This window comes from Neoasaia chiangmaiensis, assembly GCF_002005465.1.
Lineage (GTDB): Bacteria > Pseudomonadota > Alphaproteobacteria > Acetobacterales > Acetobacteraceae > Neoasaia > Neoasaia chiangmaiensis.
In genome coordinates this window covers 656,322-675,688 of the sequence record NZ_CP014691.1, presented here as the reverse complement: position 1 = coordinate 675,688, position 19,367 = coordinate 656,322, and the positions used below count along the sequence as shown (strand labels likewise).

The 19,367-nt window shown below is 61.7% G+C and carries 19 protein-coding genes; 11 read left to right on the top strand and 8 right to left on the bottom strand.

Annotation, left to right across the window (positions count from 1 at the left end; translation table 11 throughout):
• Positions 1 to 86: 86 nt before the first annotated feature.
• The 3 genes from rpsB to recO all read left to right on the top strand — a co-directional run bounded on the left by rpsB (position 87) and on the right by recO (position 2,688).
• The gene (gene rpsB / locus A0U93_RS03255) at positions 87 to 866 is read left to right on the top strand and encodes a 30S ribosomal protein S2 (protein WP_077806077.1); all 780 of its coding nucleotides are present in this window, start codon (positions 87 to 89) and stop codon (positions 864 to 866) included.
• A gap of 127 nt (positions 867 to 993) precedes the next feature.
• Complete coding sequence (gene tsf, locus A0U93_RS03250; RefSeq protein ID WP_077806076.1) at positions 994 to 1,899, top strand: translation elongation factor Ts; 906 nt, start codon at positions 994 to 996, stop codon at positions 1,897 to 1,899.
• Positions 1,900 to 1,923: 24 nt separating this feature from the next.
• On the top strand, positions 1,924 to 2,688 hold the full coding sequence (recO, locus tag A0U93_RS03245; RefSeq protein WP_077806075.1) for a DNA repair protein RecO: 765 nt from the start codon (positions 1,924 to 1,926) through the stop codon (positions 2,686 to 2,688).
• On the opposite strand, the gene A0U93_RS03240 is transcribed toward recO, so the two are convergent.
• The gene (locus tag A0U93_RS03240; protein WP_245825061.1) at positions 2,682 to 3,095 is read right to left on the bottom strand and encodes a hypothetical protein; all 414 of its coding nucleotides are present in this window, start codon (positions 3,093 to 3,095) and stop codon (positions 2,682 to 2,684) included. The genes recO and A0U93_RS03240 overlap by 7 nt on opposite strands.
• 45 nt (positions 3,096 to 3,140) lie before the next feature.
• On the opposite strand from A0U93_RS03240, the gene parC reads away from it, so the two are divergent.
• Positions 3,141 to 5,351, top strand: a complete 2,211-nt coding sequence (gene parC, locus A0U93_RS03235; protein ID WP_077806073.1) for a DNA topoisomerase IV subunit A — start codon at positions 3,141 to 3,143, stop codon at positions 5,349 to 5,351.
• Here parC and A0U93_RS03230 read toward each other — a convergent pair.
• On the bottom strand, positions 5,348 to 6,097 hold the full coding sequence (locus tag A0U93_RS03230) for an arginyltransferase (protein WP_077806072.1): 750 nt from the start codon (positions 6,095 to 6,097) through the stop codon (positions 5,348 to 5,350). The genes parC and A0U93_RS03230 overlap by 4 nt on opposite strands.
• 124 nt (positions 6,098 to 6,221) lie before the next feature.
• On the opposite strand from A0U93_RS03230, the gene cls reads away from it, so the two are divergent.
• Positions 6,222 to 7,637 (top strand): cardiolipin synthase, encoded by a 1,416-nt coding sequence (gene cls, locus A0U93_RS03225; protein WP_077806071.1) that lies wholly within the window; start codon positions 6,222 to 6,224, stop codon positions 7,635 to 7,637.
• Here cls and A0U93_RS03220 read toward each other — a convergent pair.
• Complete coding sequence (locus tag A0U93_RS03220) at positions 7,628 to 8,332, bottom strand: endonuclease/exonuclease/phosphatase family protein (RefSeq protein WP_169852796.1); 705 nt, start codon at positions 8,330 to 8,332, stop codon at positions 7,628 to 7,630. The two genes, cls and A0U93_RS03220, sit on opposite strands and share 10 nt — an antisense overlap.
• A gap of 17 nt (positions 8,333 to 8,349) precedes the next feature.
• Positions 8,350 to 9,423 (bottom strand): AI-2E family transporter, encoded by a 1,074-nt coding sequence (locus A0U93_RS03215; protein WP_149026861.1) that lies wholly within the window; start codon positions 9,421 to 9,423, stop codon positions 8,350 to 8,352.
• A 135-nt stretch (positions 9,424 to 9,558) separates the two neighbouring features.
• On the opposite strand from A0U93_RS03215, the gene A0U93_RS03210 reads away from it, so the two are divergent.
• Complete coding sequence (locus tag A0U93_RS03210) at positions 9,559 to 10,398, top strand: sulfurtransferase (RefSeq protein ID WP_147151262.1); 840 nt, start codon at positions 9,559 to 9,561, stop codon at positions 10,396 to 10,398.
• 29 nt (positions 10,399 to 10,427) lie between these two features.
• Complete coding sequence (metC, locus tag A0U93_RS03205) at positions 10,428 to 11,663, top strand: cystathionine beta-lyase (protein WP_077808294.1); 1,236 nt, start codon at positions 10,428 to 10,430, stop codon at positions 11,661 to 11,663.
• Between the two features lie 7 nt (positions 11,664 to 11,670).
• Here the strand turns inward: metC and A0U93_RS03200 are convergent, their stop codons facing one another.
• From A0U93_RS03200 to A0U93_RS03190, 3 genes are read right to left on the bottom strand one after another with little or no spacing between them, the layout of a single operon-like run.
• Complete coding sequence (locus A0U93_RS03200; RefSeq protein ID WP_077808293.1) at positions 11,671 to 13,179, bottom strand: YifB family Mg chelatase-like AAA ATPase; 1,509 nt, start codon at positions 13,177 to 13,179, stop codon at positions 11,671 to 11,673.
• A 55-nt stretch (positions 13,180 to 13,234) separates the two neighbouring features.
• Positions 13,235 to 14,488, bottom strand: coding sequence for a phosphoglycerate dehydrogenase (gene serA / locus A0U93_RS03195; protein WP_077806069.1), 1,254 nt, complete (start codon positions 14,486 to 14,488; stop codon positions 13,235 to 13,237).
• 34 nt (positions 14,489 to 14,522) lie between these two features.
• Positions 14,523 to 15,332 (bottom strand): inositol monophosphatase family protein, encoded by an 810-nt coding sequence (locus A0U93_RS03190; RefSeq protein WP_077806068.1) that lies wholly within the window; start codon positions 15,330 to 15,332, stop codon positions 14,523 to 14,525.
• 144 nt (positions 15,333 to 15,476) lie between these two features.
• Between A0U93_RS03190 and A0U93_RS03185 the strand changes: the two genes are divergently transcribed.
• The 4 genes from A0U93_RS03185 (at position 15,477) to smpB (ending at position 18,553) form a co-directional block, all read left to right on the top strand.
• Positions 15,477 to 16,205: a 3-deoxy-manno-octulosonate cytidylyltransferase gene (locus A0U93_RS03185; RefSeq protein WP_077808292.1), complete on the top strand. Its 729-nt coding sequence runs from the start codon at positions 15,477 to 15,479 to the stop codon at positions 16,203 to 16,205.
• A 19-nt stretch (positions 16,206 to 16,224) separates the two neighbouring features.
• The gene (locus A0U93_RS03180) at positions 16,225 to 17,067 is read left to right on the top strand and encodes a prephenate dehydratase (protein ID WP_077808291.1); all 843 of its coding nucleotides are present in this window, start codon (positions 16,225 to 16,227) and stop codon (positions 17,065 to 17,067) included.
• Between the two features lie 94 nt (positions 17,068 to 17,161).
• Positions 17,162 to 18,055 carry a 4-hydroxy-tetrahydrodipicolinate synthase gene (gene dapA, locus A0U93_RS03175; protein ID WP_077806067.1) on the top strand — a complete coding sequence of 298 codons (894 nt, stop codon included), beginning with the start codon at positions 17,162 to 17,164 and terminating at the stop codon, positions 18,053 to 18,055.
• Positions 18,056 to 18,058: 3 nt separating this feature from the next.
• The gene (smpB, locus tag A0U93_RS03170; protein ID WP_077806066.1) at positions 18,059 to 18,553 is read left to right on the top strand and encodes an SsrA-binding protein SmpB; all 495 of its coding nucleotides are present in this window, start codon (positions 18,059 to 18,061) and stop codon (positions 18,551 to 18,553) included.
• Positions 18,554 to 18,649: 96 nt separating this feature from the next.
• Here smpB and A0U93_RS16915 read toward each other — a convergent pair whose 3' ends face one another.
• On the bottom strand, positions 18,650 to 19,333 hold the full coding sequence (locus tag A0U93_RS16915; protein WP_077806065.1) for a cold-shock protein: 684 nt from the start codon (positions 19,331 to 19,333) through the stop codon (positions 18,650 to 18,652).
• Positions 19,334 to 19,367: the final 34 nt, after the last annotated feature.

Genomic DNA, 19,367 nt, shown 5'->3' with positions numbered 1-19,367 from the left:
TCCGCACGCGTGACGTCAGACTTTCTGGTGTTCCGATGGAACAATGTCATGCGGAGGCTCAACCAGAAGAATAGGAATTCAGCATCATGGCGATGCCAGACTTCACCATGCGCCAGCTCCTCGAAGCCGGCGTTCACTTCGGTCACCACACGCGCCGCTGGAACCCGGCGATGGCGCCATATCTGTTCGGCGTTCGCAATCAGGTCCACATCATCGACCTGCAGCAGACGGTGCCGATGCTCGACCGTGCGCTGAAGGCGGTTCGCGACACGGTGGCCGGCGGTGGCCGCGTCCTGTTCGTCGGCACGAAGCGCGCCGCGGCGGAGCACGTTGCCGATGCAGCCAAGCGCTGTGGCCAGTATTACGTCAACCATCGCTGGCTCGGCGGCATGCTGACCAACTGGAAGACCATCACGGGCTCCATCAAGCGTCTGCGCCAGATCGACGAAATGCTTGCGGGTGACACGCAGGGGCTGACCAAGAAGGAAATCCTCGACATCACCCGCGACAAGGAGAAGCTTGAGCGCTCCCTCGGCGGTATCAAGGAAATGGGCGGCCTGCCGGACATCCTGTTCATCATCGACACCAACAAGGAAAAGCTGGCGGTCGAAGAAGCGAACAAGCTCGGCATTCCGGTCATCGCGGTGCTCGACAGCAACTCCGATCCGGCTGGCGTGACCTACCCGATCCCGGGCAACGACGACGCGATCCGTGCGATCACCATGTATTGCGATCTGATCTCATCGGCGGTGCTGGACGGTATTTCGGCTGAGCTCGGTGCTTCGGGTGTCGATTTCGGTGCTTCCGAGGAACTGCCGGTCGAAACCGTTGTCGAAGAAGCTGCGCCGCAAGCTGCTGAAGCCTGAGAAATGGCTTGCCGCTCGTCAGGGCCGACAAGGTCGTGACGGGTGAGGACGATTGGTAAAGATCATCTAAAGGCGTGTCGGGCGTTATGGCCCGGCGCGCCGTTTCATTATCGAAGGAATGTGGGATATGGCTGAAATCACCGCAGCACTGGTACGCGATCTGCGCGAGAAGACCGGCGCGGGCATGATGGATTGCAAGAAAGCCCTGACCGAGGCCGCTGGCGACATGGATGCCGCGATCGACTGGCTGCGCACCAAGGGTCTGTCGCAGGCCGCCAAGAAGTCGGGCCGCACGACGGCTGAGGGTCTGATTGGTGTGGCATCCAGGCCGCAGCGCGCCGCGATGGTTGAAGTCAACGCCGAGACGGATTTCGTCGGTCGTAACGAAGCGTTCCAGGGCTTTGTCGAAGCTGTTGCCCATGCGGCGCTGGAAGTTGGCGATGATCTGGAAGCGCTGAAGCAGGCAAAGCTTGCGAGCGGTCGCACGGTGGCGGATGAACTGACCCATCTGATCGCGACGATCGGCGAGAACATGTCGATCCGCCGCGCCAAGGTGCTGGAAGTTTCGTCGGGCACGGTGGCCAGCTACGTTCACAGCGCGCTGCGTCCTGGCATCGGCAAGATCGGTGTTCTGGCGGCGATCGAAGCGCCGTCAGAGACGGATGCGCTGGAGACGCTGGGTCGCCAGGTCGGCATGCACGTTGCTGCGACGCGGCCGTCCGCGCTGGATATCTCCGGTGTGGACCCGGAAGCGCTGGAGCGCGAGCGTGCCGTTCTGATCGAGCAGGCTCGTGAATCCGGCAAGCCGGAAGCGATCATCGAGAAGATGGTCGATGGTCGTATCCGCAAGTACTACGAGGAAGTCGTGCTTCTGGAGCAGGTCTGGGTGCATGACGGCGAAACGCGCGTTGCCAAGGTGATCGAAAAGGCCGGTGCCAAGCTGGTGGCTTTCGAGCGCTTCCATCTCGGTGAGGGCATCGAGAAGGAACAGAGCGATTTCGCGGCGGAAGTGGCGGCTGCCGCTGGCGCCTGATTAGCCGATCGGGGAACGGGTGGAATGGACTGGGAGGCACCGGCCTTCGTTCTTTCCGCTCGCCCTTACGGCGAGACGAGCGCGATCGTTCGTCTGTTAAGCGAGGAGCAGGGCGTGACCGCGGGTCTTGTGCGCGGTGGCGTTTCCAGGCGCCAGGTTGCCGTCTGGCAGCCGGGCAACCTCGTTCTTGCGCGCTGGCGCGCACGCTTGCCCGACCAGCTTGGGCATGTGACGGCGGAGTTGGTGCAAAGCGCCGCTTCGCGGCTTCTCGACCATCCGCTGTCGCTAGCGTTGCTGGCATCGGTCACGGCGCTGGCGGACGGTGCATTGCCCGAGCATGAGCCGCATCCCGACTTGTTCATTTCTCTTGTTCGGCTGGTGACGGCGATCGGTGTCATGCCTGACGATCCGCCTATGGCGATGGCAATTCGTTGGGAGCGGGATCTGCTGGCCGCTCTCGGCTATGGCCTGCGTCTTGAGAGTTGCGCCGTGACCGGCGCGACGGACGGACTGGCCTATGTATCGCCGCGCACCGGTCGTGCCGTGTCCGACGATGCAGCGGGCGAGTGGCGTGACAAACTTCTGCCCATGCCGGCATTGCTGCGGGACGATGCCGATCCCGGTCATGGGGACGACTGGGTCAAGGGTTTCGACCTCACCGGGTATTTTCTGGCGCGGCATGTTTACGGTGTTCGCCATGTTCCCCTGCCAGATGCGCGCGAACGTCTGGTGCAACGGTTGCGCCTGCGATCGATCTCGCCGCCAGTGGGGGATGCGGACGATCAGTAACCCCGTCGGGCTTCGACGGCAGCGGGATCAGCCGTCGGTGCCCAGACGCTCCAGTCCCAGCCCGGGTGCTGGTTGATCTCCGCGGTCATCTGTTTCTCCTGCAATGGCGTCTGGCGATGTTGGGCGGTGTAGGACTGATAAGCCTGACGATCGCCGAAATAGACGCAGCCGCAGGCGAGGGGATCGGCGTAGAGAAGTATGGGGCCAGCGCTGGACATGCGATAGGCCAGATGGTTGGGGGGCAGGAGATTCATCATCTGCCACCGTGCGGTGGTATCTGCCGGATGGGCGACGAAGCCGCTGAGCGCAAGGTCGTTTTCCGTACGTTGCGCCGGCGCGTAGGGCGAGCAGGCGCTGATGCCGAAGACAACGAGACCGGCAAGCGTATGGCGGAAGCGGCTGGACATTCGCGGGGCTGACGCTTTATCTGCACTGGAACAAAGGGGGACCGAATGAGCCGCGATCTGGTTGGTCATATTCAAGACACCATGCTCGCCGATGCGCTGAGCGAGCGATATATCGCGTATGCGATGTCAACGATCATGTCGCGTTCCCTTCCTGACGTCCGCGATGGGCTGAAGCCCGTTCATCGCCGCCTGCTTTATGCCATGCAGCAGCTTCGCCTTGATCCCACATCAGGGTTTAAAAAGTGTGCACGCGTCGTTGGTGACGTCATCGGTAAGTTCCATCCGCATGGTGATGTGGCCGTCTATGACGCGCTGGTGCGTCTGGCGCAGGACTTCGCCGTCCGGTATCCCCTGGTCGAGGGACAGGGCAATTTCGGGTCCATCGATGGCGATGGCGCCGCTGCGATGCGTTACACCGAGTCGCGCCTGACGGATGTTGCGAAAGCCCTTCTCGACGGGCTTGAGGACGACGCCGTCGACTTTCGTCCGACCTACGACAACGAGGATCATGAACCGGTCGTCTTGCCCGGCGCGTTTCCCAATCTGCTCGCGAATGGTGCGACCGGTATTGCCGTGGGCATGGCGACGAGCATTCCGCCGCATAATGCGGCGGAAATCTGCCGTGCCGCGCGCCATCTGATTGACGCGCCCGACGCGACCACAGCCGAGTTGCTGGCGCATATGCCAGGACCGGATTTTCCGACGGGTGGCGTGATCGTCGAGGACCCGGACGCCATCCTGCAGGCCTATGAGACAGGCCGCGGCAGCTTCCGCACGCGGGCGACATGGGCGGTCGAGCAGGGGCGTTTCGGCACCTGGACGATTATTGTGACTGAAATCCCCTATCAGGTGCAGAAGTCCCGGTTGATCGAGCAGATTGCCGAGTTGATGGAGCAGAAGAAGCTGCCCCTGCTGGGTGACGTGCGCGACGAGAGCACGACCGACATCCGGATGGTTCTGGAACCGCGCAGCAAGGGCTGCGAGCCGGAAGTGCTGATGGAGACGCTGTTCCGTTTCACGGCCCTGGAAAACAAGTTCAGCCTGAACATGAACGTGCTGGACGGTGACCGTGTACCGAATGTGATGGGTCTGCGCGGTGTCCTGCGGGCCTGGCTCGACCATCGGCATGAGGTTCTGGTGCGTCGCAGCAATCATCGCCTGAAGGCGGTTGAACGGCGCCTTGAACTGCTCGACGGATTTCTTGCGGTTTACCTCAATATCGACGAAGTGATCCGGATCATCCGGGAAAGCGATGAGCCGAAGCCGGCATTGATGACGGCATTCTCCCTGACCGAGCTTCAGGCGGATGCCGTGCTGAACATGCGTCTGCGATCCTTGCGACGTCTCGAGGAGATCGAGATTCGTAAGGAGCGCGATGCTCTGGAGGCGGAACGATCGAGTCTCCAAGGCCTGCTCGCCAGCGATCGCAAAAGATGGACCAGGATCGGCAAGGAACTGGAAGCGACGGCGAAGAAGTTCGGCGATGGTGCTCTCGGCGCGCGTCGGACGCAGATCGCGTTGCCGCCGAAACCGGTCGATCTGACCGCCGCGCTGGAAGTGGACCGCGAGCCGATAACCGTTCTGCTTTCGCGAGAAGGATGGATTCGAGCTGTGCGCGGGCATGGTCTCGATATCGAGGCGCAGAAATTCAAGGAAGGTGACGGCTTTCACATGGCCGTCGAGTGCCAGAGCACTGATCGGGTATGTCTGTTTACCGATGGCGGTCGCGCCTTCACGCTCCGGGCCAGCGATCTGCCGCGTGGGCGGGGTTTCGGTCAGCCGGTGCGGGTTTTGGCGGAAATCCCCCAGGATGAGGCGACCATTGCCATGTTCGCGGTCGATCCGGAGCAGAGGCGTCTTCTTGCCACCGCGAAAGGCAAGGGCATGATTGTGCGCGCTGCCGATCTCGTCGCGGAGAAGCGGACCGGCAAGCAGGTATTGAATCTGCGCGAAGGTGATAAGGGCATTATATGCGCCGAGGCAATGGGCACGCATGTGCTCATACTGGGCGATAACCGGCGCGCCGTGATCTTCCCGCTCGATCAGATGCCGGAAATGACGCGCGGCATGGGTGTCACGCTTCAGAAATACGCCTCGGGCGGCTTGCGCGACCTGCGTGTGTTCGACCGTGAAGCCGGATTGGTGTGGGTCGCGGGGGCGAAGCCGCGGAGTGCGGCCGATCTTGCGGCACTGGATGGCAAGCGCGGCGATGCCGGCAAGACCGCGCCGATCTGGATGACGCGCAAGCAGGCCTAGAAGAGTGGCATGCTGCGCTCGATGGGCGTGCTGGCATCGAGTGGTTGCCACTGACCGCCCGTCATGATTTCGGCAGGATGGTAGCGTGACTTGTATGCCATCTTGTCGCTGCCTTTGACCCAGTAGCCGAGATAGAGATACGGTAAACTGCGCGCACGGCTCTCATCGATCAGCGAGAGGATTGAATAGGTGCCGAGAGATGCCGACGGGTCGGTCGTATCGAAAAAGGTATAGACGGCCGATAGTCCGTCGGAGAGCTTGTCCACGAGGGACACGCAGAGCAGACGGTCCGAACGATCCCTGAATTCGAACAGGCATGTCTGGACGGGACTGTCTTCGATCATGGCGCGATATTCGTCGAAGCTCATCTGCGCCATGTCGCCCATTGCGTGGCGATTGAACTGATAGGCGTGAAAGAGCGCATATTGCTCGGGGGTAGCCCGTGGTTCGATCTGCATGAGGGTGATATCGGCCAGACGACGTCTGACACGTCGCTGCGTACGATCGGGCGTGAAGCGCTGCACGGGAATGCGAATTGGAATGCAGGCATGGCAGCCGGCACAGACGGGCGCATAGGCGATCGCGTGGCTGCGTCGAAAACCGGCACGGGACAGGCGATCGTGCAGGGCGCCGGCATCCGGGCCGGTCAGTTCCGTGATGACCTTGCGTTCCTGGCGATCCGGAAGATAGGGGCACGGGCTGGGGGTGGTGGTATAGAACAACCGGGGCGTGGTGGCGACTGTCATTTTCGCGTCCTCCTCGGCTGGTGTGGGTCTCTCTGTCCAATCTAGGCAATCATACGCCGGATTGCATCCCTCGCGTAAGCTTCGCGGCTGTTCAATCGTCAATGTTGCTTTATCGTTGGCAGCAATGAACCACCACTATACCGTTCTCGATATCCTGCTCGTCCTTGCGCGCTATGCATTGGCGTTGGCCGTGACGATCCATGTGCTGCGTACCAAGCGTGATACGGCGGCGTCCACAGGATGGATCGGCATCGCGTGGTTGATGCCGCTTACCGGGGCGGCACTGTATGTGATGTTCGGCGTCAATCGCGTGCGGCGTCTGGCGAGAAAGCTGATCGGCAGCCATCAATGGGACGGGCGTGGCGCCCTTGTGCAGCACCGCGAACAGGTGGACGGTCAGTTCGCGCCTCTGGCGCGGATGTTGGGGCGGTTGACCGAACGACCGCTTCTCGGTGGCAACGTTATCCAGTGCCTCCATGATGGCGACAATACCTATCCGGTCATGCTGGCGGCCATCGACAACGCGCGGCAATCCGTTCTGCTCTGTTCGTATATTTTCCGGGCGGATGAGGTCGGTAACCGTTTCATAGAGGCATTGGCCAATGCGCAGGCGCGGGGCGTGCGGGTGCATGTGCTGGTCGATGGAATCGGCAGCGGATATTTTCACAGCGGTGTGGCATCGGCGTTGAGGCGGCGCAATATTGCCTGCCACCGCTTCATGCACTCGCTATGGCCGTGGCGAATGCCGTTCATCAACCTGCGCAACCATCGCAAGATTCTGGTGGTGGACGGTCGCGTCGGTTTCATGGGTGGGCTGAACATTGGCGAGGAAAATATGTTGCGGCTGCGCACGAAGGTGCCGGTTGCGGATACGCACTTCCGGATCGAGGGGCCGATCGTGCACCAGCTGACGGAGGCGTTCGCACGCGACTGGTCCTTCACCTGTCAGGAGGAGCTTGATGGAGAGATTTACTTTCCGCAGCTCGATAGCGTTGGCGACATACCGATGCGGATCGTCACGTCGGGGCCGGATAATGACCTTGAGAAGATCGAATTCGCGATGTTGCAGGGCGTTGCCCTGGCGAGACGGAGCGTGCGGCTGATGACGCCATATTTCCTGCCGGATGAGCGCCTGACGTCCGAACTATGTCTCGCGGCCCTGCGAGGCGTTGAAATCGATATCATCGTGCCGGGGAGCAGCAATCATCGGTTGATCGACTACGCACGTGACGCGAATCTGGCGCCGTTCCTTGACGCGGGATGTCGTATCTGGATGGCGCAACCCCCGTTCAACCACGCCAAGCTTCTTGTTGTCGATGAGGACTGGTCCTTCGTCGGCAGCAGTAATATCGACGTGCGGAGCCTGCGCCTGAATTTCGAGATCAATATGGAAGTCTATGACAAGGATCTGGCGCGGGAACTGATAGCGTTCATTGACCGGCACCGGCATGGACGTCTGACCCATCACACACTGGACAGTCAGTCCGGAATGGTGAAGCTGCGCAACGCCGGTGTGCGCCTGTTCATGCCCTATCTGTAGGCGGCTTTGGCAAGGCGCGTTCGCCATGACGACTGCGCGCTCTGGCCCAGACGAAGGGTCACGACGATCGGATGGTGGTCGGAACTGAAGCTGGGCATGACGTCAGCGGAAAGGGGTGTCATGCCTCGTGTCAGGCAGCGGTCGATGCGGATCGGGAGGAGATCGATCATGCGGTGGGTCGGAAGGCGCGGGCCGACATCCTGAAACCCCGGCAGCAGGGTGGGGCCCACGAGGTTGAAATCCCCCATGACGAGCGCGCGCGGGCGAAGCATCTCTGCAATGCGACGCAACTGCCGTCGGTTGAGAATCTGTCCATGTGAAAGGTGGACGTTCGCGATGGAGAAACTGCCGAAGTCAATCAGCTGAGCCGTTCGTCGGACGACGAGACCGGATGGCAGAAGGCAGGATACCGGCGGGCGGGCGAACGGAAACCGGCTCCAGCAGGCAGTGCCATGAACACGGCCCGGCAGGGGAATGCGCGCATAGTGTCCTGGCAGGGCGGCGGGCAGGGCATCGATTTCTGCCTTGGCCTCCTGCATCAGAAGGATATCGGGTGCCTGCTCGCGGGCGAGTGCAATCACCTCGTCAAGCGTGGCGCCGCTTTTATTCAGCAGGTTCCAACTGAGAATCTTGAATGAATGTCCCACACCGGGCGCGTGATGCGATGCCTGATGGCCAGCCGTGCGCTCGGGCATATGAAGGACGGTATGCGTCATGATGCTTTCTTGACCTCCTGCGTGGCGGGCATGGATGAGCCTGCCCGACCGTTCGCGAATTCGACAGTCAGTGTGTAGCCGACGCCCAACAGGACGGGCCCGAGAAAAATACCAAGTCCGCCCATAGCGACAATGCCGCCGAGAACGCCAAGGACGGTCAACAGATAGGGCAATTGCGCGCCGCGCGCGATGAAGGCCGGGCGAATGATGTGGTCGGCGCCGGAAATGAGCACGATACCATAGACGGCGAGGCCGATGCCGGCGACCAGATGGTGATGGACGGCGAGCCAGATGGCCGCTGGAACCCAGACCAGAGGCGCGCCGACGGGAAACACGGCGAAGAACGCCGCCAGCCCGCCAAGCAGAACCGGGTCCGATACGCCGAAAATCAGCAGCCCGATCGCCGTCAGCACGCCCTGAACGATGGCGGTGCCGAGAATGCCGTAGACCGTGCCGCGGATTACGTTGCCGATGACCGCGATGAGTCGGGCTGCGTAATCGCCGGTGATGCGCGTCAGCAGTGCCCGGATGACGCGCCCGAGCGCATCGCCATTGATCCAGAAGAACAAAGCCACGAAGAGGGCCATCAGCAATTCGGCGATACCACTGGCGAGTTGCATCAGCGCGGACAGCATATAGCGCGCGATCTGTCCGGCGTAGGGCTGGAGCGTCTGTCCAACGGTGCGGAGATCGTGGGTCCAGTAATGATAGGCCGCCTGGGCCTGGTTGCCGACAAGTGGAATATGGGCAATCCAGGGCGGCGCGGGTTCGGACGTTGCGATATGGACCAGTGCATGGTCGATGCCGCGTATGACATCGGGGATATCGGCGACTCCTGTCGATGTCAGGAAGCCGAGGGGCACGAGGATCGCGATCGCACTGCTGACCATCATGACCAATGCCGCAAGGACCGGCCTGATCGAGCGGCGCAGGCGGACATAGAGCGGCCAGGTTGTGAATGTGAGGATCGCCGCCCAGAGGATGGCGGAGAGAAAGGGCCAGAGGACGACGCTACAGCCATAAGCCACACCGACCAGCAGCAGGCCCAACATGATGCGTTCCGTCGTCAAATGCCTCGATCTTTTCCCAGATGCCGTCGGTCGATCAACGCAGCGGCTTCCGCACGGTTCGTCGTATCGGATTGACCGCGGTGCCGACCATCCTGCTATCGTGCAAAACGAGACTGTTTTAGGCAAGGGTGGCGCATGATGACCGGACCGCTGATCCGACCTGATGACGACGCACGCATCGGGGACGGTACTATTTATCTGGACGCCAGTATCCTGTTGCCGGGCCAGAGTGGTGATCCCGACGCTGATTTCCGCGAGGCGCGTCTGCCGAATGCGCGACGCTTCGATATCGATCGGCTGTCGGATCGTGAAACGGGGCTGCCGCATATGGCGCCGACCGCCGGTGGTTTCGCGAAGAGCATGATGTTGCTTGGGATACGACATGACGATCCGATCGTATTTTACGATCGTCAGGGCAGTGTGGGCGCCAGCCGGGCCTGGTGGCTCGCCAGGCTTTTCGGCCATGAGAAGGTTTTCGTGCTCGATGGCGGTCTTGCGGCCTATGCGGCCGCCGGAGGTGTGGTCGAGCAGGGCGTGCCGGTTGCCCATATGCCTGTCGATGGCTATCGGACGCGATCGCGCTACGACCTTCTGGCGGGTGCCGGGGATGTTCTGATCGCGTTGGGCGATGCAGGGACGCTGATCGTGGATGCGCGCTCGTCCGCGCGCTTCGCCGCGCAGGCACTGGAACCGCGCCCCGGGGTGCGCGCCGGCCATATGCCGGGTGCCGTCAATATTCCGTATGGCGAATTGCTGGCCGAAGGGGGACGATACAAGGAGGCGACAGCGTTGCGCGGGCGTTTCGAAAAAGCAGGCTGGCAAGGGCAGCGGGTCATTACGACCTGTGGTTCCGGTCTCACCGCGGCGACACTGACGATGGGCCTTGTTCTGGCGGGATTGCCCCCGGGGCGGCTCTATGACGGTTCCTGGGTCGAATGGGGATCGGACCCTGCGCTGCCGATTGAGGAAAACTGATGCCGAACTCGTATGGGAATGACCGGGAAATGAGTGAAGAGCAAGCCGATCCTTCGGCGCGTGTATCCGGTGGCTGGAAGCGGTTGGCCTCGACATTGGTGCAGGGCGGACGGCCCGATGCGGCTTCCGCTGACGGTGTTTTCGTCAACTCACCGGTCAGTCGCGGATCGACCGTCCTGTTCCCGGATCTGGCGTCGATGCGGGAGAATGGAACACGCAGTCATGACCACGAACTGGTCTATGGCGCGATGGGAACGCCGATACAGCATCAACTCGAGCGGCTGATCGCGCAGATCGAGGGCGGAACGCATTGCCAGGTTGTCTCCTCCGGCCTTGCTGCCTGCACGACGCCGCTTCTGGCGTTTCTGGCGGCGGGGGATCATCTGTTATTGCCTGATGCCGTATATTCTCCGACGCGGCGCTTTGCCGATACGATGCTTCGTCGTCTTGGGATCGAGACGACTTATTATCCGCCGCTTCTGGATGAAACTGCGTTGCGCGACCTGATTCGTCCAGAGACGCGGATCGTCTTTGCGGAGAGTCCAGGGAGCCATACATTCGAAGTGCAGGACGTGCCGATGCTGTCGCGCGTGGCGCATGAGCATGGTGCGAAACTCATGCTCGACAATACATGGGGCATTGGGGTGTTCCAGCCTTTCGACCATGGCGTGGACGTCTCCATCCAGGCGCTGACCAAATACCCGGCCGGTCATTCGGATGCGATCATTGGGAGCGTGACGGTGGCGGATGAGGCCGATTGGCGCGTTCTTCGTGACGCGGCGATCCAGCTTGGGCAGGTTGCCGGCCCTGACGACTGCTGGCTGACCTTGCGCGGTTTGCGCACCATGGCGGTGCGGCTCGGGCATCAGGCGAAATCGGCCTTGCGTATTGCGGAATGGCTGCGCGGACGACCGGAGGTCGCGCGTGTCCTGCATCCCGCGTTCGATGAATGCCCCGGACATGAATTCTGGCTGCGGGACTTCAGTGGCGCCAGCGGACTCTTCGGCGTGGAACTCCAGCCGGAAATGCCGGTCTCCGCCATGCATGACATGATTGACGCACTGGCGATGTTCGGACTGGGTGCGTCCTGGGGCGGCTATGAAAGCCTCGTTCTTCCCACCACGGGTGGTATTCGGCGCAATATTCCCGGCGGCCTGCTGCAAGGGCCGGCGTTCAGATTGCATATCGGCCTTGAAGACGTCGATGAACTTATTGCCGACCTCGATGGCGGTCTGGCGGTGCTGCGCGCCTCATGGGCGGGATAGGCTTGCGCTATCGTCGCCGAAATCCAAGTGCTTCCGCGACATGACGATGTTCCAGCGCCTCGCTTTCGTCGAGGTCGGCGATCGTGCGGGCGACGCGCAACAGGCGCGTCAGGCCGCGAGCCGATAGTCGCAATTTTTCCGCTGCATGCTCGACAGTTTCGCGAGCGGCATCCGTCATGACAAAGGCGGTGGCGTCCGCTTCGGCGTTGCAGCAGTTCTGCCGCACGATCTGGCGCTCGCGCGCCGCTGCGACGCGCATGCGGACGGTCGCGCTGTCTTCACCCCGGGCGGAGCGGCTGATTTCAAGAGGGGAAACAGGCTGGACGGTCACGTTCAGGTCAATCCGGTCCATCATCGGCCCTGATATCTTGCCGGCGTAATCTTCGCCGCAACGCGGTGCCTTGCGACATTGTCGTTCCGGATCCCCCAGATAGCCGCACCGACACGGATTCATGGCCGCAATCAGTTGAAAGCGTGCTGGATACGTGACCGTCTGGCTGGCGCGCGCCACGGTCATACGACCGGTCTCGATCGGTTGGCGAAGCGCCTCGAGGCAGGCGCGGGAAAACTCCGGAAATTCGTCCAGGAAGAGAACACCATGATGGGCCAGACTGACTTCGCCCGGACGTGACTTTCCGCCCCCGCCGACGAGGGCGGCAAGTGTGGCGGAATGATGCGGCTCACGAAATGGCGGCCGGGAGACAAGCATGCCGCCGGGCAATTGACCGCCGACACTATGGATGCGACTGCTTTCCAGCTTCTGCTCATGCGTCAAATCGGGAAGGATCGACGGCAGGCGGGCTGCGAGCATCGACTTCCCGGCTCCCGGCGGGCCGCACATCAGCAACGAATGACCGCCAGCCGCTGCGATTTCCAGCGCGCGTCGTCCAACGGGCATGCCGCGAATATCGGCGAGGTCCGGTAAGGGCGGAAGGGTAATACGCTTGGGATCCGGTATCGGATCGAGAACCTGATGGCCCTGGAAATGCGTGATCAACGCCTGCAAATCCCTCGGGGCCAATATATCGAGATCGCTGCCGGCCCATCGCGCTTCCGCACCCTGTGCAGCAGGACAGATCAGGCCCAGGTCGCTCTCCACGGCGCCCAATGCCGCAGACAGGACGCCGGCGACCGGGTTGATTCGTCCGTCGAGCGACAGTTCGCCGACGGCGGCGTAGGCATAGGCGCTTTCGTGCGGGATGACGCCCATGCCGACCAGCAGGGCGAGAGCGATCGGCAGATCGAAATGGGCGCCTTCCTTGAGCAGGTCGGCTGGAACCAGATTAATCAGGATGCGCTTCGGCGGCAGGGCCAGTCCGAGCGCCGTCAAGGCGGCACGAACCCGTTCCCGCGCTTCGCCGACGGCCTTGTCAGCGAGGCCCACTACTAAAAACGCCGGCAGTCCGCTGGCAATCTGCACTTCCACCGTAACCGGCACCGCGTCGATTCCGACGAAGGCAAAGCTCTGGATGCGAGCAACGGCGGGAGCGACGGGAGCAGGGGCGGCATTCGACATGCCGCCCAGTCTCCATCGCATAGGGTTAAGGAGTGGTTAACAAGCCTGGGTTTTCCTAGCTTCGTTGATACAGCAGACGTGCGCGCAAGGTACCATCGAGATGACGGAGGCTTTCCAGCAGGCGTTGATCCAGCGCGAGGTCCGGTCCGGCATCGGTTTCGACGACGACATAGCCGAGATCGCCGTCCGTCTGGAGGAATTGTCCGGTGATGTTGCACCCTTCCTGCGCGAACAGTTCGTTGATCTGTCGCAGGATGCCGGGGCGATTGTGGTGCACGTGCATGAAGCGCGTGCCGCGTGGGCGTTCAGGCAACTGGACCATCGGAAAATTCACGGCGCCGACCGTCGAGCCGACGTCGGAATATTCCACGAGGCGACGTGCGACCTCGACGCCGATACGCTCCTGCGCTTCCATCGTGGAGCCGCCGATATGCGGCGTCAGCAGAACGTTCGGCAGGCCTTGCAGCGGGCTTTCGAAACGATCGCCCGCGCCTTTGGGCTCGACCGGAAACACATCGATGGCAGCGCCCATCAGATGATTATCCTTCAGGGCCGCGGCGAGAGCGTCGATATCGACAACAGTGCCGCGGGCGTTATTCAGGAGAATGGAGCCCGGCTTCATGGCCCGAATTTCCTTCTCCCCGATCAAGCTGCGTGTCTGCTCGGTCTGGGGAACGTGGAGACTGACGATGTCGGACTGGGCCAGCAAAGCCTCCAGACTTTCAACGGGCTTTGCGTTGCCGTGCGGCAGTTTGTCCTGAACATCGTAATAGATCACGCTCATGCCGAACGCTTCGGCCAGGACGGAAAGTTGTGAGCCGATCGAGCCGTAGCCGACGATGCCCAACGTCTTGCCTCGCACCTCCCATGAATTGACAGCCGATTTATCCCAGCCGCCCTGATGGCATTCTTCGGAGCGCGACGGAATGCGGCGCAGCAACATGACGATTTCGCCCATCACCAGTTCGGCGACGGAGCGAGTGTTGCTGAAAGGAGCGTTGAACACGGGAATTCCGGCCATTCTTGCGGCGTCGAGATCAACCTGGTTGGTGCCAATGCAGAAGCAGCCGATCGCCATCAGTCGGTCGGCGGCTTCGATCATTTCGGACGTCAGCTGCGTGCGGGAACGGATGCCGACCATGTGCACGCCACGAAGTGCATCCCGCAGGGCATCGCCGTCCAGCGCTGTCTTCAGGCGGGTTACCTCGTGGTACCCCTGACTGTTGAGATGAGCAACCGCGCTCTCATGGATGCCTTCCAGAAGAAGAATCCGGATCTTGTCCTTGGGCAGGGAAAATGTTGCGTCCATGATACGGCTCCCGTCGGTGACAGCGAGCCGTTTCCTAGCGGATCGTGGCGCGTGGGGAAAGCGCCGCTATGGCGTCGGCGTGCATGGCAGGGTCTCCGCAGGCGAGCACCGTGCCGTCGCCGTCGAGTGAGAGCGGCGCGCCCGCCCAGTCCGTCATGCTGCCGCCGGCACCCGTGACGACCGGCACCAGCGCCGCCCAGTCCCATGGCTTCATCGTGCATTCGGCCACCAGATCGATCTGACCGAGCGCCAGAAGACCGTAGCCATAGGCATCGCCGCCCCAGCTGGTGCGCCTGACGGTGCGCTTCAGCGATGCAAAGCGATCATCGAATGGGGGCACCAGCATGTCGGGAGACGTGCAGGAGAGTTCGGCCCGGTCCAGGGCGCGGCATGGTCGCGTGCCGATTTCCCCCGGCATTGTCCGCGCCTCGAACGTGGTGCGCTGGCCCTCGATGCCGATCCATCGTTCGCCCGTCACAGGCTGGTCGATCAGCCCTAATACCGGACGCCCATCATATAGAAGCGCAATCAATGTCGTGAAACTTGGCCGTCCCGTGATGAAGGCGCGTGTGCCGTCGATGGGATCGATCACCCAGGTCCAGTGCCGGCGGTTTGTCGAAGTGCCACCGTATTCCTCGCCGAGGATATCGTGATCGGGATGATGCTGCGCGATGATGGCACGCATGGCGCGTTCCGCGCCCTGATCCGCGACCGTGACCGGGCTATCATCGGACTTGTCTTCAACGGCCGTTCTGGCCCGAAAATGGGGCAGCGTCGCCGCGCGGGCTGCCGCGGCGCAAAGTCTGGCGGTTTCCAGGGCATGGGCGGGCAGGATGACGGTCATCGGACATGATCCTCCGGGAGAGGGCGGGAATGTTGTGTTTAATTGTCCCGATCGCATTGTCTTGGCAACGATATGATTGACGGTGCAGGGCCGCTGCGGCATTTCTTGCCGCCCTGCAGGCTCATTCCCCGGACTTATTCCGTTATGAACACGATCGTCCTTATTCCGTCGCGGCTTGGTTCGACACGTTTGCCGAACAAGGCATTGGCCGAGATCGGCGGTCAGCCGATGATCGTGCGCGTGGTGCGTCAGGCCCTGGCGGCGGATATCGGTCCGGTCGTCGTTGCAACGGCGGATGAAGCGATCGCGACGGCGGTCAGGCCGCTAGGGGTGAAAGCGATTTTGACCGATCCCCTGTTGCCGAGCGGTTCGGACCGCGTGCACGCGGCTTTGGAAATCATCGATCCTGAGGAAAGCTTCGACAGGGTCGTCAACCTGCAGGGCGATCTGCCGCTTTTTGCGCCGAATGATCTGCAACGCGTGGTATCAACACTGGACGATACGCCGTTTGACGTCGGCACGCTCGTGGCGCCGATCGAGAACGAGCGTGAGACGGTGGCGAATTCCATCGTCAAGGTGGCCTGCGCCTTTCCCGCCGATATCCGGGTTGCACGCGCGCTGTATTTCTCCCGGGCGCCAATCCCTTGGGGTGCTGGTCCTTTGTGGCATCACGTCGGTGTCTATGCGTGGCGTCGTGCGGCCCTCCGTCGATTCGTGGCGTTGTCGCCGTCCCCCTTGGAGCAGCGGGAGTCCCTTGAACAACTCAGAGTGCTGGAGGCGGGTATGAGTATTGGCTGTGCAGCGATCGAACAGGCTCCCCTTGGCGTCGACACGCCTGACGACCTTGCGCGTGTTCGCGCACATTTCGTCTGACGACACGATCATGCCGATCATGCCGATCATTGCCTTTCAGGGACGCCCGGGCGCTTACTCGGATCTGGCCTGCCGGCAAGCGCGTCCGGGCTGGACGACGTTGCCGTGTGAGAGTTTCCCCGCTGCCATTCAGGCCGTGCATGACGGCGTGGCGGATGCCGCCATGCTGGCGTGTGAGAACTCCCTTGTCGGACGTGTTCCGGAAATCCACACATTGCTGCCCGAGGCCGGGCTGCATATCGTCGGCGAATATTTTCAGCGCGTCGAGCATTGCCTCATTGCCCTGCCGGGCGCAGCGCTGGGCGATATCCGTCGTATTCATACTCATCCGGTCGCGCTGGGGCAGGTGCGGCGGTTGATTGCCGAACTGGGCGTCACGCCCGTGACGGCGTTCGATACAGCGGGTGCGGCGGAACTCATACGCGAGTGGGGCAGGATCGAGGAAGGTGCGATCGCTTCGGAACTGGCGGCGGACCTCAATGGCCTGACGGTTTTGCGGCGTAATGTGGAAGATGCAGGCCACAACACGACGCGTTTCTACATCGTCGCGCGGGACGCGGCGTGGCCGGACCCGGCCTTGTCGTCAATGATGACGACGCTTCTTTTTCGCGTCCGGAATGCGCCTGGCATGCTTTATCGGGCGCTTGGTGCTTTTGCCGATGCGGGAATCAACATGACGCGGCTGGAGAGTTACATGCTGGAGGGATCGTTCGCCGCAACGCAATTCCTGCTGGACGTCGAGGGCCATCCTCAGCAATCGGGATTGGCGCAAGCCTTGGCGATCCTGCCGCAACTTTGTGACGCGTGGAGTATTCTGGGGGTTTATCCGTCGAGCCGCCCTCACCACGTCGTAAATTCCTAGTTCGCGATGCCGACTTGACGCGGGCTGAGGCCTGCGTAAGGGATGCGCGGTAAAACAAAGCCGGGGGAAGACGCCGGCCGGGACGGGTGAGACAATGGCGAGAGACAAGAATTTCCAGGGATCGTTGACCGCGTTGCTGACGCCGATGACCGAGAACGGCGATCTTGATCTCCCGGCTCTGACACGTTTCATTGACTGGCAGATCGAGAATGGCACATCCGGCCTGATCCCGGCAGGGACAACGGGCGAAAGCCCGACGCTCAGCCATGAAGAACATGCTCTGGTCGTGGCTCATACAGTCGAGGCTTCGGCAGGTCGTGTCGGGGTCATGGCCGGGGCGGGTTCCAACAGCACGCATGAGGCGATCGGCATGGCGCGCCATGCGCAGTCTGTCGGCGCGGATGCACTGCTGGTGGTGGCGCCCTACTATAACAAGCCGGGGCAGGAGGGTTTGTATCGGCATTACATGAGCGTAGCCGATGCGACCGATCTGCCATTGTATATCTATAACGTACCTGGGCGTTCGGGCGTGGAGGTCTTGCCGGAGACGATCGGTCGGCTGGCGCGCCATCCGAACATTGTCGGCGTGAAGGATGCGACCGCCAATCTTGTTCGTCCGATTCAGGTGCGATTGCTGGCGGGTAGGGAATTCAACCAGCTTTCCGGCGAGGATGGCACGATCGTGTCCTTTCTGGCTGCGGGCGGAAATGGCTGTATCAGTGTGACATCAAATGTGGCGCCGGCACTTTGCGCCCAGCTTCATGCTGAATGGCAGGCCGGGAATATCGCTGCGGCCATGGCGATCCAGGATCGCCTCATGCCGTTGCACGATGCACTATTCTGTGAAACCAACCCGATCCCGGTAAAATATGCCGCGTCGCGGCTTGGATTATGTCGCCCAACGGTGCGGTTGCCGATGACGGAACCTTCGGTCGCGTCCCGCAGTGTGATCGATGATGCCCTGCGGATCGTGGGTCTGATGGAGTAGAGTGTGGCAGAAAAAAAGAACAAGAGCGGCATGATTTCACACGGTATTGCCGCGCAGAATCGCAAGGGACGCTTTAATTACAGTATTCTGGAAACCACTGAAGCCGGAATTGTCCTGAAAGGTCCGGAGGTTAAAAGCCTTCGTCTGGGTCGCGCCACGATCAACGAAGCCTACGCCGGCGAGCGCGATGGCGAGATATGGCTCTTCAATTCATATATTCCGGAATATCAGGGCGGCGTCCTTTCCCGCTTCGATACACGTGCGCCGCGCAAACTGCTGCTGCACAAGAAACAGATTGCTCATTTTCTCGGGGCTGTTTCTCGTGCGGGTGCGTCTCTGGTGCCGCTCGACATTCACTTTAACGCTCGCGGTGTCGCGAAGCTTACGCTTGGATTAGGGCAGGGTCGCAAAAAGGAAGACAAGCGACACGCCATTGCCGAGCGGGACTGGCAAAGGGACAAGGCGCGGTTGCTTCGCAGCAAGGGGCGCGATTACTGACATCGCGCTACAGGTGGGCAGCAGTAGTCCTGGTGACGCATAAAAAAGGGCCGGTTGAACATCTGTTCAACCGGCCCTTTTCAGAAATGCTGGCGATCAGGGAATGCTGATGCCAGCGGCTTCCGGACCCTTCTGGCCCTGTACGACCTTGACGTCGACAGCCTGACCTTCGTTCAGCGACACCAGACCGGAACGCTCGAGAGCCGACGCATGCACGAAGATGTCCTTGCCGCCGGTCTCCGGCGTAATGAAGCCGAACCCCTTGGTGGCATTGTACCACTTCACGGTGCCGCGCAGTTCCTGAGCCTGCGACAGATCCGGCGCCGGGCGCGACTGGCGGGGGCCACCGAAGCCACCCGGGCTGCGAGGTGCTGCGTTAAAGCCGGCACTACGGGGACGAGGCGCTTCCGCGGTGCTTTCGTCGACGGAAAGGACTTCCGCGACCTGACGACCCTTCGGACCCTGACCGATGCGCACGTTGAGGGTGGCGCCCGGGTTTACGCTATCATGGCCAGCGCTGGAGAGTGCGTTGGCATGCAGGAAAACGTCGCCAGATCCGTCAGAGAGTTCGACGAAGCCGAAGCCCTTTTCGCTGTTGAACCATTTAACGCTGGCGTTGATTTCAGGTCCTGATGCGATGACCTGCGGGCCACCGCTCGGACGACGGAACGGCGCACCGCCACGGTCGCCGTAAGAGGGCGACGGCGGCGACATGAAATCATCGTCAAATCCGCCGCGGCGCGGGGAACGTGGGCTGCGGTCGGTTCTATTGCTTCTCAACGGTCTGATCCCGAGATGTATAAGGCGGTCACTT

What these genes read in the sequence shown, in the direction of transcription:
- rpsB (WP_077806077.1), top strand. Translation starts at nt 87, where the DNA reads ATGGCGATGCCAGACTTCACCATGCGCCAGCTCCTCGAAGCCGGCGTT.
- tsf (WP_077806076.1), top strand. Translation starts at nt 994, where the DNA reads ATGGCTGAAATCACCGCAGCACTGGTACGCGATCTGCGCGAGAAGACC.
- recO (WP_077806075.1), top strand. Translation starts at nt 1,924, where the DNA reads ATGGACTGGGAGGCACCGGCCTTCGTTCTTTCCGCTCGCCCTTACGGC.
- A0U93_RS03240 (WP_245825061.1), bottom strand. Translation starts at nt 3,095, where the DNA reads ATGTCCAGCCGCTTCCGCCATACGCTTGCCGGTCTCGTTGTCTTCGGC.
- parC (WP_077806073.1), top strand. Translation starts at nt 3,141, where the DNA reads ATGAGCCGCGATCTGGTTGGTCATATTCAAGACACCATGCTCGCCGAT.
- A0U93_RS03230 (WP_077806072.1), bottom strand. Translation starts at nt 6,097, where the DNA reads ATGACAGTCGCCACCACGCCCCGGTTGTTCTATACCACCACCCCCAGC.
- cls (WP_077806071.1), top strand. Translation starts at nt 6,222, where the DNA reads ATGAACCACCACTATACCGTTCTCGATATCCTGCTCGTCCTTGCGCGC.
- A0U93_RS03220 (WP_169852796.1), bottom strand. Translation starts at nt 8,332, where the DNA reads ATGCCCGAGCGCACGGCTGGCCATCAGGCATCGCATCACGCGCCCGGT.
- A0U93_RS03210 (WP_147151262.1), top strand. Translation starts at nt 9,559, where the DNA reads ATGATGACCGGACCGCTGATCCGACCTGATGACGACGCACGCATCGGG.
- metC (WP_077808294.1), top strand. Translation starts at nt 10,428, where the DNA reads ATGAGTGAAGAGCAAGCCGATCCTTCGGCGCGTGTATCCGGTGGCTGG.
- A0U93_RS03200 (WP_077808293.1), bottom strand. Translation starts at nt 13,179, where the DNA reads ATGTCGAATGCCGCCCCTGCTCCCGTCGCTCCCGCCGTTGCTCGCATC.
- serA (WP_077806069.1), bottom strand. Translation starts at nt 14,488, where the DNA reads ATGGACGCAACATTTTCCCTGCCCAAGGACAAGATCCGGATTCTTCTT.
- A0U93_RS03190 (WP_077806068.1), bottom strand. Translation starts at nt 15,332, where the DNA reads ATGACCGTCATCCTGCCCGCCCATGCCCTGGAAACCGCCAGACTTTGC.
- A0U93_RS03185 (WP_077808292.1), top strand. Translation starts at nt 15,477, where the DNA reads ATGAACACGATCGTCCTTATTCCGTCGCGGCTTGGTTCGACACGTTTG.
- A0U93_RS03180 (WP_077808291.1), top strand. Translation starts at nt 16,225, where the DNA reads ATGCCGATCATTGCCTTTCAGGGACGCCCGGGCGCTTACTCGGATCTG.
- dapA (WP_077806067.1), top strand. Translation starts at nt 17,162, where the DNA reads ATGGCGAGAGACAAGAATTTCCAGGGATCGTTGACCGCGTTGCTGACG.